The 13,720-nt window shown below is 65.6% G+C and carries 17 protein-coding genes; 10 read left to right on the top strand and 7 right to left on the bottom strand.

What is annotated here, in order from left to right:
* Positions 1-9: 9 nt before the first annotated feature.
* Positions 10-480 carry a hypothetical protein gene (locus AB3K92_RS30610; protein ID WP_048020676.1) on the bottom strand — a complete coding sequence of 157 codons (471 nt, stop codon included), beginning with the start codon at positions 478-480 and terminating at the stop codon, positions 10-12.
* A 325-nt stretch (positions 481-805) separates the two neighbouring features.
* On the opposite strand from AB3K92_RS30610, the gene AB3K92_RS30615 reads away from it, so the two are divergent.
* Together AB3K92_RS30615 and AB3K92_RS30620 are read left to right on the top strand one after the other, a co-directional pair.
* Positions 806-1,228 (top strand): hypothetical protein, encoded by a 423-nt coding sequence (locus tag AB3K92_RS30615; protein ID WP_059588166.1) that lies wholly within the window; start codon positions 806-808, stop codon positions 1,226-1,228.
* A gap of 211 nt (positions 1,229-1,439) precedes the next feature.
* Positions 1,440-2,066, top strand: coding sequence for a hypothetical protein (locus AB3K92_RS30620; RefSeq protein WP_059588168.1), 627 nt, complete (start codon positions 1,440-1,442; stop codon positions 2,064-2,066).
* Positions 2,067-2,486: 420 nt separating this feature from the next.
* Here the strand turns inward: AB3K92_RS30620 and AB3K92_RS30625 are convergent, their stop codons facing one another.
* The gene (locus AB3K92_RS30625; protein ID WP_059588170.1) at positions 2,487-3,239 is read right to left on the bottom strand and encodes a DUF695 domain-containing protein; all 753 of its coding nucleotides are present in this window, start codon (positions 3,237-3,239) and stop codon (positions 2,487-2,489) included.
* A 26-nt stretch (positions 3,240-3,265) separates the two neighbouring features.
* Between AB3K92_RS30625 and AB3K92_RS30630 the strand changes: the two genes are divergently transcribed.
* The 5 genes from AB3K92_RS30630 to AB3K92_RS30650 all read left to right on the top strand — a co-directional run bounded on the left by AB3K92_RS30630 (position 3,266) and on the right by AB3K92_RS30650 (position 5,869).
* Positions 3,266-3,709, top strand: a complete 444-nt coding sequence (locus tag AB3K92_RS30630; protein ID WP_155637675.1) for a VOC family protein — start codon at positions 3,266-3,268, stop codon at positions 3,707-3,709.
* Positions 3,710-3,756: 47 nt separating this feature from the next.
* On the top strand, positions 3,757-4,065 hold the full coding sequence (locus AB3K92_RS30635) for a phosphatidylserine/phosphatidylglycerophosphate/cardiolipin synthase (RefSeq protein WP_048020799.1): 309 nt from the start codon (positions 3,757-3,759) through the stop codon (positions 4,063-4,065).
* Between the two features lie 204 nt (positions 4,066-4,269).
* Entirely contained in the window at positions 4,270-4,512 is a 243-nt protein-coding gene (locus tag AB3K92_RS30640; RefSeq protein WP_081052453.1) for a hypothetical protein, read from the top strand.
* Positions 4,513-4,690: 178 nt separating this feature from the next.
* Positions 4,691-5,233 carry an aspartyl-tRNA synthetase gene (locus tag AB3K92_RS30645; RefSeq protein ID WP_369466861.1) on the top strand — a complete coding sequence of 181 codons (543 nt, stop codon included), beginning with the start codon at positions 4,691-4,693 and terminating at the stop codon, positions 5,231-5,233.
* Between the two features lie 162 nt (positions 5,234-5,395).
* A complete protein-coding gene (locus tag AB3K92_RS30650) occupies positions 5,396-5,869 on the top strand; it encodes a VOC family protein (RefSeq protein ID WP_021156992.1) in 474 nt (157 codons plus the stop codon).
* Between the two features lie 51 nt (positions 5,870-5,920).
* On the opposite strand, the gene AB3K92_RS30655 is transcribed toward AB3K92_RS30650, so the two are convergent.
* Complete coding sequence (locus AB3K92_RS30655) at positions 5,921-6,892, bottom strand: sensor domain-containing diguanylate cyclase (RefSeq protein WP_124922871.1); 972 nt, start codon at positions 6,890-6,892, stop codon at positions 5,921-5,923.
* 264 nt (positions 6,893-7,156) lie between these two features.
* Here AB3K92_RS30655 and AB3K92_RS30660 point away from each other — a divergent pair, with 264 nt between their 5' ends.
* Entirely contained in the window at positions 7,157-7,384 is a 228-nt protein-coding gene (locus tag AB3K92_RS30660; protein ID WP_021156995.1) for a hypothetical protein, read from the top strand.
* Between the two features lie 100 nt (positions 7,385-7,484).
* Here the strand turns inward: AB3K92_RS30660 and AB3K92_RS30665 are convergent, their stop codons facing one another.
* On the bottom strand, positions 7,485-8,108 hold the full coding sequence (locus AB3K92_RS30665; RefSeq protein ID WP_027787490.1) for a phospholipase D family protein: 624 nt from the start codon (positions 8,106-8,108) through the stop codon (positions 7,485-7,487).
* A gap of 343 nt (positions 8,109-8,451) precedes the next feature.
* Positions 8,452-8,940, bottom strand: coding sequence for a helix-turn-helix domain-containing protein (locus AB3K92_RS30670; protein WP_059484535.1), 489 nt, complete (start codon positions 8,938-8,940; stop codon positions 8,452-8,454).
* Between the two features lie 169 nt (positions 8,941-9,109).
* Here AB3K92_RS30670 and AB3K92_RS30675 point away from each other — a divergent pair, with 169 nt between their 5' ends.
* Both AB3K92_RS30675 and AB3K92_RS30680 read left to right on the top strand, forming a co-directional pair.
* Positions 9,110-9,547 (top strand): PaaI family thioesterase, encoded by a 438-nt coding sequence (locus AB3K92_RS30675; RefSeq protein ID WP_021156998.1) that lies wholly within the window; start codon positions 9,110-9,112, stop codon positions 9,545-9,547.
* 147 nt (positions 9,548-9,694) lie between these two features.
* A complete protein-coding gene (locus AB3K92_RS30680; protein ID WP_021157000.1) occupies positions 9,695-10,747 on the top strand; it encodes an NADP(H)-dependent aldo-keto reductase in 1,053 nt (350 codons plus the stop codon).
* Between the two features lie 64 nt (positions 10,748-10,811).
* On the opposite strand, the gene AB3K92_RS30685 is transcribed toward AB3K92_RS30680, so the two are convergent.
* On the bottom strand, positions 10,812-12,098 hold the full coding sequence (locus tag AB3K92_RS30685; protein WP_021157001.1) for an MFS transporter: 1,287 nt from the start codon (positions 12,096-12,098) through the stop codon (positions 10,812-10,814).
* A 35-nt stretch (positions 12,099-12,133) separates the two neighbouring features.
* Positions 12,134-13,555 (bottom strand): M20 family metallopeptidase, encoded by a 1,422-nt coding sequence (locus AB3K92_RS30690; protein WP_369466493.1) that lies wholly within the window; start codon positions 13,553-13,555, stop codon positions 12,134-12,136.
* Positions 13,556-13,720: the final 165 nt, after the last annotated feature.

Below are 13,720 nucleotides of genomic sequence, written 5' to 3' on the forward strand. Positions count from 1 at the left end.
GAACGTACTTCACGGTGACTCGCCGCAGTACTGCACGAGCAAATCGGCTTCCGTCTCGTGCACTTCGACGGGCAGGGTCGTTGCCCCTGCATAGGCAAGATAGCGCGCGCGATGCTGGCCGTTCCGGAACGACGCGACGCCGACCTTCGACAGCCCGGGGATGCCGAGCAGCGTTCGTGTTCTCGTCTCGCGAAACGTGATGTACGGCATGTCCGGAATCCTGTCCTGTTCAGGATCGAGGAATTCGCGAATGCCCGCGGCTTTTCCCGGTGGCCAGTAAAGAACAGACGGCAACACGTAGTCCGTCGTGTCCCGGTCGGCACATGCCAACAGTTTCGTCAGGTCGATCGTCACGACCCGGTGTCGCGTATCGTCGCACGAGAATACCCGCTTGAGCTGCGTATAGGCATAGGGAATGTGCCCGGGAATCTGGACAATCCAGACCTCTACGCCATTCTGTTGTGCGCGGGCGAGTGCCATTTTTTCCTCTGGTATTGCAAGCGGTCGTCTTGGCCGGAGTTTAGCAGTGCGATCGCGATGGCGAAGCAGGGCAATACCCGGAACAGGAAAGCGCGGTGACTGGCAGCAGAACCGAACCACGAGCGAAAGCGCCGAGGGGAATGGTGGGAAAATCGAGTACAGTCATGTGTCGGCGATCGTTATCGACAGGTTATGAGATTATCGTGATCCCGCCAGCGGGAATGAGCCGTCGCGCGAATTTCATGCAGAATTCACACTGTGTCGCGAAACCCGGCAAGCGCGGATGATCACGAGAACAGAGAGGGCGGATTGACCGGAGAAAACCATGTCGTCGAAACTTGAGATCGAATATCTCGATTACTGTTTCACCGCGACGCTCGAAATCAGGGAGTCCGGTCGGACGGGCGTTGTCGATTGGCATCTCGAATCCGGTTCGCGAAGCAAGACGCTTGCGTGGATCGTATTCGACCGTTATCTCGAGCGGAGTGATTTCGCGGATGAAGAGGATGCGCGTGCCAATATCGTCGACTGGCTGGAACGGCTGGCCGCCCCGGGATCGGGTGTTTCCGCCCAGATGACGAAGGTGAATGGGGTCGCTGCCGGCGCGGTGGCGGCGGGCGCGTCGACTGCGTCGAACGCTTCAACTTCATCGACCACATCGACTGCCGAAATGGTCGGCGAAACCGTCATCGACATCGCAGGCGATCTCGACTGGATCGAGATGGTTGCCGAATGGTTTTTCAACTGACCGGTATGAGGACGAAACCCGGTGTCATGACGCGCGGGCTCTTGTGTTCGAGAAACATGGTTTCAAAAAAGAGACGCAGAAAAAATGAAGCCGGAATCGTGTCGATCGGAAAAATAGAATAAACCTGCTTTGACAGCCACCGCGACTTGCCGGAGACTTGCCCCGGGCCTGAAAATATCCGCTTGCATTAAAACAAGATCAAATTCCAGACATGAAAAGAAGGGCGCTGCTGACGGCGGGCGTGATCGTTGTCGCCGCCGGCCTGACAGGCTGCACGGCAATGCTGTTCGAAGATGGCCGATACGAAGAGACGGTCGACCGATTCCTCGTCAGCGAGGACGGCAAGAAATTCGTCGTGCTCGGCGAGAAATATCACTACATCTTCGATATGCCCGAGCATCTCGGTGCCGTGCTGGCATCGCCCTACCGCAAGTCGATCAACGCGTCGCTCTATGGATTCGTCGCGCAGGGCAGCAAGATCTCGGGCAAGTTCCGGCTCCAGCTCCGTCGCGCCGATATGACCGACGAGGGCTGGGACCGCGCGCTGGAGGACGGCTTCACGAAGCGCGGGAGCAGCGATCTGGAGATGAAGGGTGAACTGGCCGGTTCGCGTTATCTGGCCGATGGCTTTGCACAGGGCAAGACGTGGTCGTCGTTTGCGCATTCGTACAAGATCGACGTCACCGACCGCATCACCACGGCGGGCAGGGCCGTGCGCGTGCTCGCGACCCCCGTCACGCTCGCGGCCGACGGCGTGATGATGATCGGGGCGGTGGTGTTGTCGCCTGTCATCGTGGTGTTGCTCGCGCCGGTCGCGGGCGTCGCGCTCGGGCCGTGACGCGATCCGCGCGGCACGCGAGCGTGCCGGTTGCCGCGGCATCGTCACCAAATGGTGAGTTGCCGCACAGATCGTTGCGCGGCCGGCGCTCACAATCTGGCCGGTTGACCGTTCTTCCCCGGCCCGGTCAACCATTTCCCCGCTCGCTCGCGCAGGAGCGGGGGCTTTTTGCCCGTCCGACGCCGCAAGGCCGCGTCGGCGGAACCGGACAGGCGTTCGGCGGGCAGCGCAATCGCACCGGTTGCGTGCCCTGCATCCGATCGCCTGGTCCGCACGCATCGCTTTCCTCGTGCCTGAGCGAACCCTCAGGCCCATCGCCGGTTTCGGCCGGTGATGCCTTGGTCCCGGCGGCGCGCATCAATGCCGCCGGGATGTTTTTTGCGCCGGATGCGGTGCATCACGTCACTTGCGGCGGGTAGGTCAACCCGCTCGGCCAGCCTGTTCGACGCTGGTTTCCCATCCGTCGTATTCCCCTCCGAACGAATGTACCTCGCGATTGATCGCGACCGTATGGCGTGTGATGTCGGCCAGTGCCATGGTGCCCTCGTGCGAGAACCGTACGGCCGACTTGCCGTCCTCGGTAGGGGCGACCGACTCGACCGGATAGCCTTTCGCTTCGGCCCAGTCCGCGAACTGATGTGCGTCGCTCTGGTCGGGGAAGTACGCCCAGTGCATCACGCGCCGGCTGACATCGCCGGCGTCGCCTTTCTTCCGCAATTCGTCCAGCACGCGCATGTCGCGCATGATCTGCCGGTCGTCGTCGGTCGGGTAGAGCGTCTGCCAGTACGCTTCCTTGTCCGGATCGTCCTGGTGCGCGTACTGCAACGCGTAGGTCGTCTGATCGGCCAGCGCGTCGATGATCTCCGCCGCAGCCTCTTCGTCGAGCGATACGTAGAAAAGGAAATCCCGATGCCCGTCGACGGTGATGCGGCCGACCTGCACACCACCTTTCGCCGTGATCGCGGCGTCCAGCAGGTCCTCGATCTTCGCGAGACCGGCGAATTCGTCGCCGGTCGGCAGGCCTTCCGGCGTCGGATGCGCAAAGGGGACGCGCACGCTGAGCAGCGACGTGCGCGGATCGCCTTCCGCGATTTCCGCAAAGTCGTGGTTGAAGCTGATGAAAGCCTGATGGTCGCCCATTCTGGCAGGGAAGGTTCCCCAGGCGTCGGTCATGTGTTTCTCCCGTGCACGATTGTCTGTTGACGGTTGTAAAGCATCCCAATGTATCATCGAAAATCGCGTTGACCGGAGGGGCGCACATGATCGCGAGTCTGGGCATCCTGGTGCCGGTCGAAGACGATCGCTTTCGGGCGGTGGTGGATTTCTACCGTCTGGCGCTTGCGCTGCCGGTTCACTCCGAAGGCGTGTCGGCTGCGGGGAATCCGTGGCACCGCTTTGTGATCGGCGGAGCAACGCTGACCGTTCACACCGGCAGCGGCGGCAGGTTTCCGTATCCGGAGTTTCGACCGACCGGCCATGGCATTGCGCTGGCCGTCGAAGTCGCGCACGTGTCGGAAGCCGTCGCACGGCTCGAGTCGTGCCGCGTCGGCATCCTGAACGAGTGGGACTACGGCGACGGCACGGTTGCGATTTCCGTGGCGGACCCGGCGGGAAACGTCTGCGAGATCTGGGGCCGTCCGTGACCGTGCCTCGGTACGGCGGGCCGCAAAAATATTCGAAGGAGATGCCGATGTCGATGTTTGCGGTGAATGGTGTGCGAATCGATCCGCTCAGCGCGCGCGTGACGCACGTGCGCTGGGCGGCCGTGAATCCGTCCGACCGGTCGTGGGCGGCGACGCCTAGCGAGGCGCCGGTGGCGGACGTGGCGCGCGCGCTCGCGTCCGGCAACGATGTCCGCGCAATCTTTTCGGCATCGGACGCCACCGCGATCGGGCCCCGGCTCAAACGCGTGCTGTATCGCGATGCATCGGAAGGCATCGAGCTCGACATCGATGCAACGAACGAATCGCGCACGTTGCGCGATCTGCCGCAAATCTGACCGAAGGGGCATGCGCCGTCGCTAGCACGTGTCGTCGCATGAATGGCGGCACCTGGCCGAACGGTCGCTCGCACGACGTGGATCACGAGGAGTAGTATTGGACGATCGTCATGCCGCATGGCCGGTCGTGCCGAACGGTTTGACGGTCACGCGATCTTCAGCGAGCCGTTACCGGAAGCGAACTTCGCAAACGCGTACGAGATCATGTCCAGATCCCTCATCGCTCCGTGGGCGTCCGCGCTTTGTCTGGCGCTGTCGGCTTGCCAGACGGCGTCCGAGCCGCCTCCGCTGCCGTCGCCCGACACCGCGTCGGCAGCCGCAGCCGTTCCGGCGTCGTCGCCCGCCGCGCCGATCCGTGGCATCGGCCTGGCGCCTCATCTGGCAGGGCAGAGTCATTGGGCCACCGGTCAATGCACGACCAACGGCACCGTCAAGGTGTGCAACTGAATATGGCCGGTGCCGGCCGGGCACTGCCCGTTCCGCATGGACGAGTGCGTGCTGGCGTGCGTCGATGCGTACCTTTTTCGATCGCGATCATTTCCCGTCGGCACGCCGACCTCTTCAGCGCATCGTCTGGGTGTCCGACTTCGATCACCCGGCGGCCGTCGAGATGAGCGATCGCACAATGAAAGACGCACTTGAATCCACCGATTCCGGCTGGCACGTCGATCCGGTCGCGGGAACGATCGCCGGCCAGTTGCCGGTGACACTGGCGATTGACGGCCGGAGCCTGAAAAGAAGGGCGATCGTATGCATGGTGCTGGCCGCGGCAAGCGTGTGCGGTTATGCGGCCGCCCCGGCGCTCTGGCCGGTAGCGGCGCTGGCCGGATTGCTGGCGCTGGCGGGGGGCGCCTTCTTCGTGTCGTCGCGACGCAGGATGGCGCTGCATGTCGACGAGACGGGTTTCAGGCTGATCGGAGGCTTACGCGAACAACCCGTCACGCCATGGCGTGATGTCACCGAATTCCGGATCATCAGCGTCGCAGGCAATCGCTACATCGGTTACCAGTTCTCGGCGCATTCGTCGCGCACCAGGGTGCCGGGCGGCGTGATGCTGCCGATTGCCCGGTTTGCCGATCTTCCGCTCGATGCGGTGGCAGGACTGCTCGAGGCATGTCGCCGGCAGTTCGGCACGCCGGACAACGACGCCGGCCGAACGGGCGGGTGACGCCCGATGCGGCGACCCCGAGCGCCCTGAAACTCGAGAAAACAAAAAAATGCGGGGCGCCGTGTCGATTTCCGCCGGGGTCGTCCGTCGTAGCATCGGAGGCGTGCGCATCGCGCGTCCGTCCCGATTCCGATACGACAACCGACCGAAGGAGCGACACCCATGTCCACGTCCGTCAAACCGATCCCGGAAGGGATGCGTACGCTGACGCCGCACCTGATCTGCGCCGACGCAACCGCAGCCATCGACTTCTACAAGCGCGCGTTCAATGCGAGCGAACAGTTTCGGCTGGCGATGCCTGACGGCCGGCTCGCGCACGCGTGCCTCGTGATTGGCGATTCGACACTGATGCTGGTGGATGAAATGCCCGAACACGGCGCGCTCGGGCCGAAGGCCCTGAAGGGCACGCCGGTTTGCCTGCACCTTTACGTGCCCGATACGGACGCGGCGATCGCGAAGGCGGTCGCGGCCGGCGCGACGGTGACGATTCCTGCCGCAGACATGTTCTGGGGCGACCGCTACGGACAAGTCGAGGATCCGTTCGGACACCGCTGGTCGCTTGCGACGCACCAGCGCGACCTGACGCCCGAGCAGATCGCGGAGGCGATGGCCAGCGCGCCGCCGTGCGGCAGCTGACACAGCCGCGCCACCGCAATTGACCGGCAGGGCGGCGGCATGCGCCCGCGATCACGCGCCGGCCGTCTTGCCGCGCTGCTTGTGCTCGTACATCCGTTGGTCGGCCGATGCGAGCAGGCCGGCCACGTCGTGATGGTGCGCGGGGTCGTAGTCGACGTACCCGACGCTGAACCGGATGTCATAGCCGCGCGCGTCGGCCGTGTTGCGCAGCGCGAGCGCCTGCGTCACGCGTTCGACCGGCTCGGCGACGTCGGCCGGATCGGTGGCACTCAGCAGCACGACGAACTCGTCGCCGCCAAGCCGTGCGATCACGTCGCTGTCGCGTAGTGCGCCCGTCAGCGTGTCGGCGAATGTCTTGAGCGCGCGGTCGCCCTCCGCGTGGCCGAAGCGGTCGTTGATCGCCTTGAAATCGTTCAGGTCGAAGAACAGCAGCACCGCGTGACGACCCAGGCGATCGCACAGGCTCAGCACGTGGCGGGCCAGGATCTCGAAGCCGCGGCGGTTCGTCAGCTGGGTGAGCTCGTCGGTGGTCGCGAAATGCAGCGCGGCGATCTCGCGTTCGGTCATGTGGGCGAGATCGCCGAGCAGCGCGAGCTCGTCGGCTTCGAGCGAGCGCGGCCGCGTGTCGATCAGGCACAGCGTACCGATGGGCGCGCCGTTCGGCGCCACGAGCGGCCGGCCGGCGTAGAAGCGGATGCCGGGTGCGCCGGTGACGAGTGGATTGTCGTGGAAGCGATCGTCGTTCAGCGCATCCTGGATCACCATCGTATTGTCCGCGAGCAGCGCATGGGAGCAGAACGACACGTCGCGCGACGTTTGCGTGACGTCGAGCCCCGCATGGCTCTTGAACCACTGGCGATCGTCGTCGACGAGACTGACCAGTGCGATCGGCACGTCGAACAGCCTGCGTGCAAGACGGGTCAGGCGATCGAAGCGTTCTTCGGGCGGCGTGTCGAGGATCGAGAGCGAATGAAGCGTATCGAGGCGGGCCGCCTCGTTGGCCGGTTTCGGTGCAATTTGCATGGGTCGTGTCCTTTGTCCCGGCTGCGAGGCCGGTCACGGGATCGTATGCCGGACAGTATCGCGCATTGCGCGGCGTATCGCCATGCCGGCGATCCGGAAGCGGGCGGTTTCGGCCTGGCCCGGATCGTTGCAGATGCGGTGAGAAGCGGGCGTCATGGGCCCGCGTTTCGCCCCGATGCGCAATCCGGCGCGCGACGTCTCAAGGTGCCCGGCGCAGTGCCGTAAACAGGGCGAGTCCAATCGTTCATCGCCTTCCATTGCACCATGGTTCGAATTCTGTACGCGGGTTATCTCGCGTTTGCGCTGTATCTTCTTTATCCGATGGTCCAGAACACGCTGGTATTCGGCGTCGCATGTGTGAGCAACGCGCTGCCGGGCGGCGCCAGCGGCTTGTCGACGTCGTCGGCACGCGGCGCGGGTGAGCACGCGAATCGCTGCACGCCGACGACGCAGGCCGGTGCCGCGACGGGGCGGACGGCTGAAATCCATTAAGCAGGCGACGCGTTGGCCGTTCGGCCGAATTGAGCTTTGCGCGATGCTCGCCGATCATCTGCAACATGGCGGATCGAACACGACGTGAGCGCGGCGCGTGTCAGTAGCTGGAACGGTACGGCGTGCCCTGGTCGAAACGGCTTTGCCAGTGCGTGAGATAGCGCGACGCGAGTTGCGGGTTGTTCCACACCACGACGACGTTCTCGGAATTGCGGCTGGCCGCCGACGCGCTGTAGTTGAACGAGCCCGTTTCGACGTGCTCGGCGTCGATCACGAGGTACTTGTCGTGATGGATCGCATAGGCGTCGATCGTGCGTGTCGGGATGCCTGCGTTGACGAGCAGGTTCAACGCCTGCTTGCTGCTCTTCGCGCGATTGCCCTTGTCGTCGACCACCACCGCGACATTCACGCCGCGTCGCTTGGCGGCGAGCAGTGCGCGCGTGACGGGCGGCGACGTGAACGAATAGGCTGCGACGCGGATCGAACTGCGCGCGGCGCCGATCGCTTTCAGCACCAGCGCTTCGGCACCGCCATCGGGCGAAAACGCCGATTCGACGACCTGTGTTGCGGGCGCTTCGTGAGTGGGGGCCGGTAGCCACCGCGACACGAAGTCGATCGCCTGCTGGAGCAGCGATTCGCTTTGCGTCTTGCCGAAAGCGGTGAACGGTGTGGCGAGCAGGGAGGCGGCGAGACAGGCAGCGGCGAGGCGATTGCGCGACAACATCTTGGACAGCGAATAATTTCGAGACAGCGGGCCGTGAGTGTAACGCACACGTGGCGGCCCGGTCACGTGCGGATGCCAAGGGATGACGCATCGCGAAGACCGGCGATGGCAGAGGTGGTGACGCAAAGTTGCGTTGTGCGGGATCCGTGCATGCGATCGGGTCGATCGGCAGATGGGGGGCGATGGCGGCGCGTGAATGCGCATGCGCGGCAGGGTGTAGGCGCGCAAGCCGTGCGAGAGTGCAACCAGGTCGGCTCGCTGGAACCGGCGACAGCAGCGCGAACGCAACGAACGATCCGTGTGCGTCACGCGCTCCCGTATGCGTTCCCGTATGCGCGATGCGTCAGTCCTCGGCCGAAGTCGTTCCGGCGGCTTCTGCTGCGACCCATCCGGGGCCACGCTCCGGCTGTACGTCGCGGGCGTCGAGCGGCTCGCCGCACGCCGAGCATACGGTGACCGCGTGCATCAGATGGCCGCAGGTACGGTGACGCAACTGCACCGGTGGCCCCTGGCCGTCGTCTTTCCAGCGGTCTCCCCATGCGGTCAGCGCGAGCAGGGTCGGGTAGAGGTCGAGGCCCTTGTCCGTCAAACGATATTCGAAACGCGGCGGGCGTTCCTGATACGCGCGCTTGGCCAGCACGCCTTCGTCGACGAGCCGCGCGAGCCGCTCCGCCAGCACATGGCGCGTGATGCCGAGCTGGGTCTGGAACGCGTCGAAGCGGCGGCAGCCGAGGAACGCGTTGCGGAGGATCAGCATGGTCCAGCGGTCGCCGAGCACGGCAAGCGTACGCGCGACCGAACAGTTCAGCGTGCCGATGTCATCCCATTTCATCGTCGAGTCTCTTGCGGCGGTTCAGCGAAATAGCGGGCTTGATTATAGAACCCGCCTTCGATTGCAACGCGCCCGGCCTCGTTGACAACGACCGTGGTCGTTGTGAATAATGAGTTCCAATTTGGAACTTACTCGCGCGGCGACGCGCTTTCAACCCGGAGACAACCCGATGAACCCGCTTTCCCTGTCTGGTCTCGATCTGCTGCGCGCAGCGGTATCGGGCGATGCGCCGCTCGCGTCGATTTCCGAGACGATTCCGATGCGTCCGCTCGACGTCGAGCTCGGTTATGTGAAATTTTCGGCGCGGGCGGACGGCCGGCACCTGAACCCGCTCGGCGGCGTGCACGGCGGGTTCGCGGCGACGGTGCTCGATTCGGTCACGGGGTGTGCGGTGCATTCGATGCTCGATGCGGGCGTCGGCTACGGTACGGTCGATCTGCATGTGAAGATGCTGCGACCCGTGCCGCGCGACGTCGAGCTGGTTGCGGAAGGGCGCGTGATTCACCTGTCGCGTTCGCTCGGCGTTGCCGAGGGCACGCTGAAGACGCCGGATGACAAGATCGTCGCGCATGCGTCGGCGACCTGTTTCATCCAGCGGCCGCAGTAACGGTGGGCCGCAACGCGTTCGTCTGGGCCCTGCGCGTGAACGCTCGCCCGGTACCGAAGGCCGCCTGTAAGCGTGTGCGGCGCCTGTCTGAAGCGGTCGCTTCAATGTGATAGCGTTCCTGCTTTCCACCGACGCGACAGGAACAGCATGGAATACCGCACACTTGGCGATTCGGGCATCGAGGTCAGCCTGATCGGCCTCGGCACGATGACGTGGGGCGAGCAGAATTCGGAGCGCGATGCGCACGAGCAGATCGACTACGCGATCGGGCAAGGCGTGACGCTGATCGATGCCGCGGAGATGTATCCGGTGCCGCCGAAGCCCGATACGCAGGGGCGCACCGAACAGTACATCGGCACGTGGCTCGCGCAGCATCGCGCGCAGCGCGAGCGCATCGTGCTTGCGACGAAAATCGCGGGGCCGGCGCGGCAGCCGCATAATCCGCGCCATATTCGCGGCGAAGGCAACCAGTTCGACCGGAAGAACCTGACCGAAGCGCTCGACGGCAGCCTCAAGCGCCTGCAGACCGACTACGTCGATCTTTATCAGCTGCACTGGCCCGACCGCAGCACGACGACGTTCGGCCGGCCCGCCTATCCGTGGGTCGACGACGCCTACACGGTGCCGATCGAGGAAACCCTCGGCGTGCTCGCGGAATTCGTGAAGGCCGGCAAGGTACGCGCGATCGGCGTGTCGAACGAAACGCCATGGGGCGTCGCGCAGTTCCTGCGCGCGGCCGAGAAGCTCGGGCTGCCGCGTATCGCAAGCATCCAGAATCCGTACAGCCTGGTGAATCGCACGTTCGAGAACGGGCTGTCGGAGTTTACGCATCGTGACGGCGTCGGCCTGCTCGCGTATTCGCCGCTCGCGTTCGGCTGGCTGTCCGGCAAGTACGAGAACGGTGCGCGTCCGGCCGGCGCGCGCATCACGCTGTTCGAGCGCTTCCAGCGTTACAGCAAACCGCAGGCCGTCGAGGCGACGTCGCGCTATGTCGCGCTCGCGCGGCGTCACGGGCTGTCGCCCGCGCAGCTCGCGCTGGCGTTCGTCAACAGCCGGCCATTCGTGCGCAGCAACCTGGTCGGCGCAACGTCGCTCGAGCAGTTGAAGGAGAACATCGGCAGCATCGACGTGAAGCTGTCCGACGAGATCCTCGCCGAGATCGATGCGCTGCACGAGCTGCAGCCGAACCCGGCGCCGTAACCGGCACGCGGCCCGCGCGGCGACGATGCCGATACCGCTACGGGCCGCACCGTCGTTTCTTCCGTTATCGCATCTTGAGCCGGGTGCGCGCGACGAACAGCGCGACGAGGCTCAGCACCGCACACCCCATCAGGTAGAGCGCCGGCGACAGCCGGTTGCCGGTCGCGCTGATCAGCCAGGTGATGACGAACGGCGCGAAGCCGCCGAACAGCGTGACCCCCGTGTTGTAGCTGACCGCGAGCCCCGTTGCGCGCGTCTGCGACGGGAACAGCTCGGCCATCAGCGCCGGCAGCGCGCCGCAGTACATCGCCTTCAGCGCGCCGATCCAGACCAGTGCGGCGAGCATCGTTGCGAACGACGCGTGGCGCGTGAGCCAGGCGAACGTCGGCCACACGCTGACGAGCATCAGCACGGCCGCGGCCGCCATCATGCGGATCCGCCCCGTGCGATCGGACAGGTGGCCGACGACCGGCGTGACGAGCGTGAGCACGAAACCGGTCGCGAGCGTCGCCGCGAAGCCCGTCGACGCGGGCAGGCCGAGCTGCTTGATCGCATAGGTCGGCATGTACAGCACCATGTAGTTGATCGCGGTCGAGATCACGAGCGCGCCGATCGACAGCAGCAGCCGCAGCTTCTGATCCGCGAACAGTTCGCGCACGGGCGCTTCCGAGCGTGCCTGCGTCTTGAACTCGACGCCTTCGTCGACGTAACGGCGGATGTACAGCCCGACCGGGCCGATCGCGAGCCCGAACAGGAACGGCACGCGCCAGCCCCAGCTTTCGAGTTGCGCGGTTGTCAGCGTGGACGTCAGCAGCGCACCGAAGCCCGACGCGAGCAGCGTCGCGAGTCCCTGGCTCGCGAACTGCCAGCTCGACATGAAACCGCGCCGCTGCGGCGCGTGCTCGACGAGGAAAGCGGTCGAGCTCGCGAATTCGCCGCCCGCGGAAAAACCCTGCATCAGCCGCGACAGCATGATCCCGAGCGGCGCGAGTATGCCGATCGATGCGTAGGTCGGCATCGACGCGATCAGCAGCGTGCCGGCCATCATCATCGCGATCGACAGCAGCAGCGACGCCTTGCGGCCCGCGCGATCCGCGTACGCGCCGAGCACGAAGCCGCCGATCGGCCGGATCAGGTAGGACAGGCCGAACGTGCCGAGCGTGAGCATCAGCGACGTCGCTTCGCTCGTGGCGGGGAAGAACAGCTTGGCGATCGTCACCGCGAAGAAGCCGTAGACGATCAGGTCGAACCATTCGAGTGCATTGCCGATCGACGCCGCGAAGATGATGCGCCGGATCTTCGCGGCGCTGGGGAGGGCGGCTTCCTGCGAGGTCAGGGTGGTCGTGTTCATCGTGTGGGCAGGTCCCGTGAAAGGGGCGAAGCGCGTTACAGGGTGGCGCCGGCCGCGGCAGGCGCCGCGCGGCGAACGGTCGGGGCGTCATCGCCGAGATCCCAGAAGAGGCCGGCCATCATCTGCAGCCCCTCGCTGACGACGCTCGCGAGCAGGTGCTCGTCGGGCGCGTGCTGCGAGCACGCAGGGTACGAATGGGGTACCCACAGGGTCGGCAGCCCGAGCGTGTCGGCGAACACTTCGTTGGGCAGCGTGCCGCCGAGATTCGGCAGGATCGCGGGTTTCTTGCCGGTGGTCCGCGCCAGCGACGCGACCGCCCAGCGGACCCACGGATCGTCCGGCGACACGCGCGTCGCCGGGGCACCGCGCTCGACGTCGATCTCGATGTCGGCGAAGCCGTGCGCATCGAGGTACGTGCGCAGGTGCGCATGCAGCGCCTGCCAGTCGGTGCCGACGACGAAGCGCAACTGGCAGTGCGCGTATGCGGCGGGCGGGATCGCATTGACGGGGTGCTCGGGGTTGCCGGCCTTGAATGCGAGGATCTCGAACGTGTTCCAGCCGAACACGCGCTCGGGCGCGGTAAGGCCGGGCTCGCCCCAGCCGGCGTCGAGCACCGGATCGCCGGGGCCGCCGCCGACGCAGAGATCGGCGAGCGCCTCGCGCACGGCGGCCGGGATCGGCGGCGGACGCAGCCCCGCGACGCGAATCGCGCCGCGCGCGTCGACGAGGCTCGCGAGTGCGTGCGCGAGCACGATCGCCGGATTGCGCAGCAGGCCGCCCCAGTTGCCGGAGTGATGCGCGCCGTCACGGGCGCGCAGGCTCAGCTTGAAATTGACCGAGCCGCGCGAGCCGAGGAACACCGTGGGGCGCGCGGCGGCGATGCGCGGGCCGTCGGATGCGATCAGCACGTCGGCCGCGAGCGCGTCGCGCTCCTGACGGCACAGTGCGTCGAGGCCCGGCGAACCCGTTTCCTCGCCCATCTCGATCAGCAGCTTCGCGTTGAAGCCCATCCGGCCGCCGCGCGCATCGAGCACGCTCGCCAGCGCGGCCAGGTTGATGGTGTGCTGGCCCTTGTTGTCGGCGCTGCCGCGGCCGTACCAGCGGTCGCCGTCGGCCGTCAGCGTCCACGGCGACAGCGGTGCGCGCCACTGCGCGTCGTAGCCGCGCACGACGTCGCCGTGGCCGTAGATCAGCACGGTCGGCAGTGCATCGTCTTCGTGGCGCGATGCCAGCAGGAACGGGCCGCCGCCGTCGACGGGATTGTCGACGATCCGCGACGTGAAGCCGAGGCGCGCGGCCTCGGGTGCGATCTCGTCGGTCAGGTAGGCGCGCAGCGCGGCACCGTTGCCGCTTTCCTGGCTTTCGGTCCGCAAGCCGACGCGGCGGCTCAGGGTCGTGAAGAACGCACCGGATTCGAACTGGTTCAGCGCGTGCTGGATGGCGGCGGTACGGCTCAAGTCGTGTCTCCTCTGTCGGGTTCGCTGCACACCGCGGTTCGTGCGTGCAGCGTGAAGTGCGATCGATTCTAGAAAGCCGTTTTTTTTGTCACAATGATCGAATTTCGAACCTTTCTTTGCCGAAAAGGCAAAGCAGCGCGGCCGGCAGCCCGGTGGAGACAGAAC

This window comes from Burkholderia sp. Bmkn7 (assembly GCF_041103175.1).
Lineage (GTDB): Bacteria > Pseudomonadota > Gammaproteobacteria > Burkholderiales > Burkholderiaceae > Burkholderia > Burkholderia cepacia.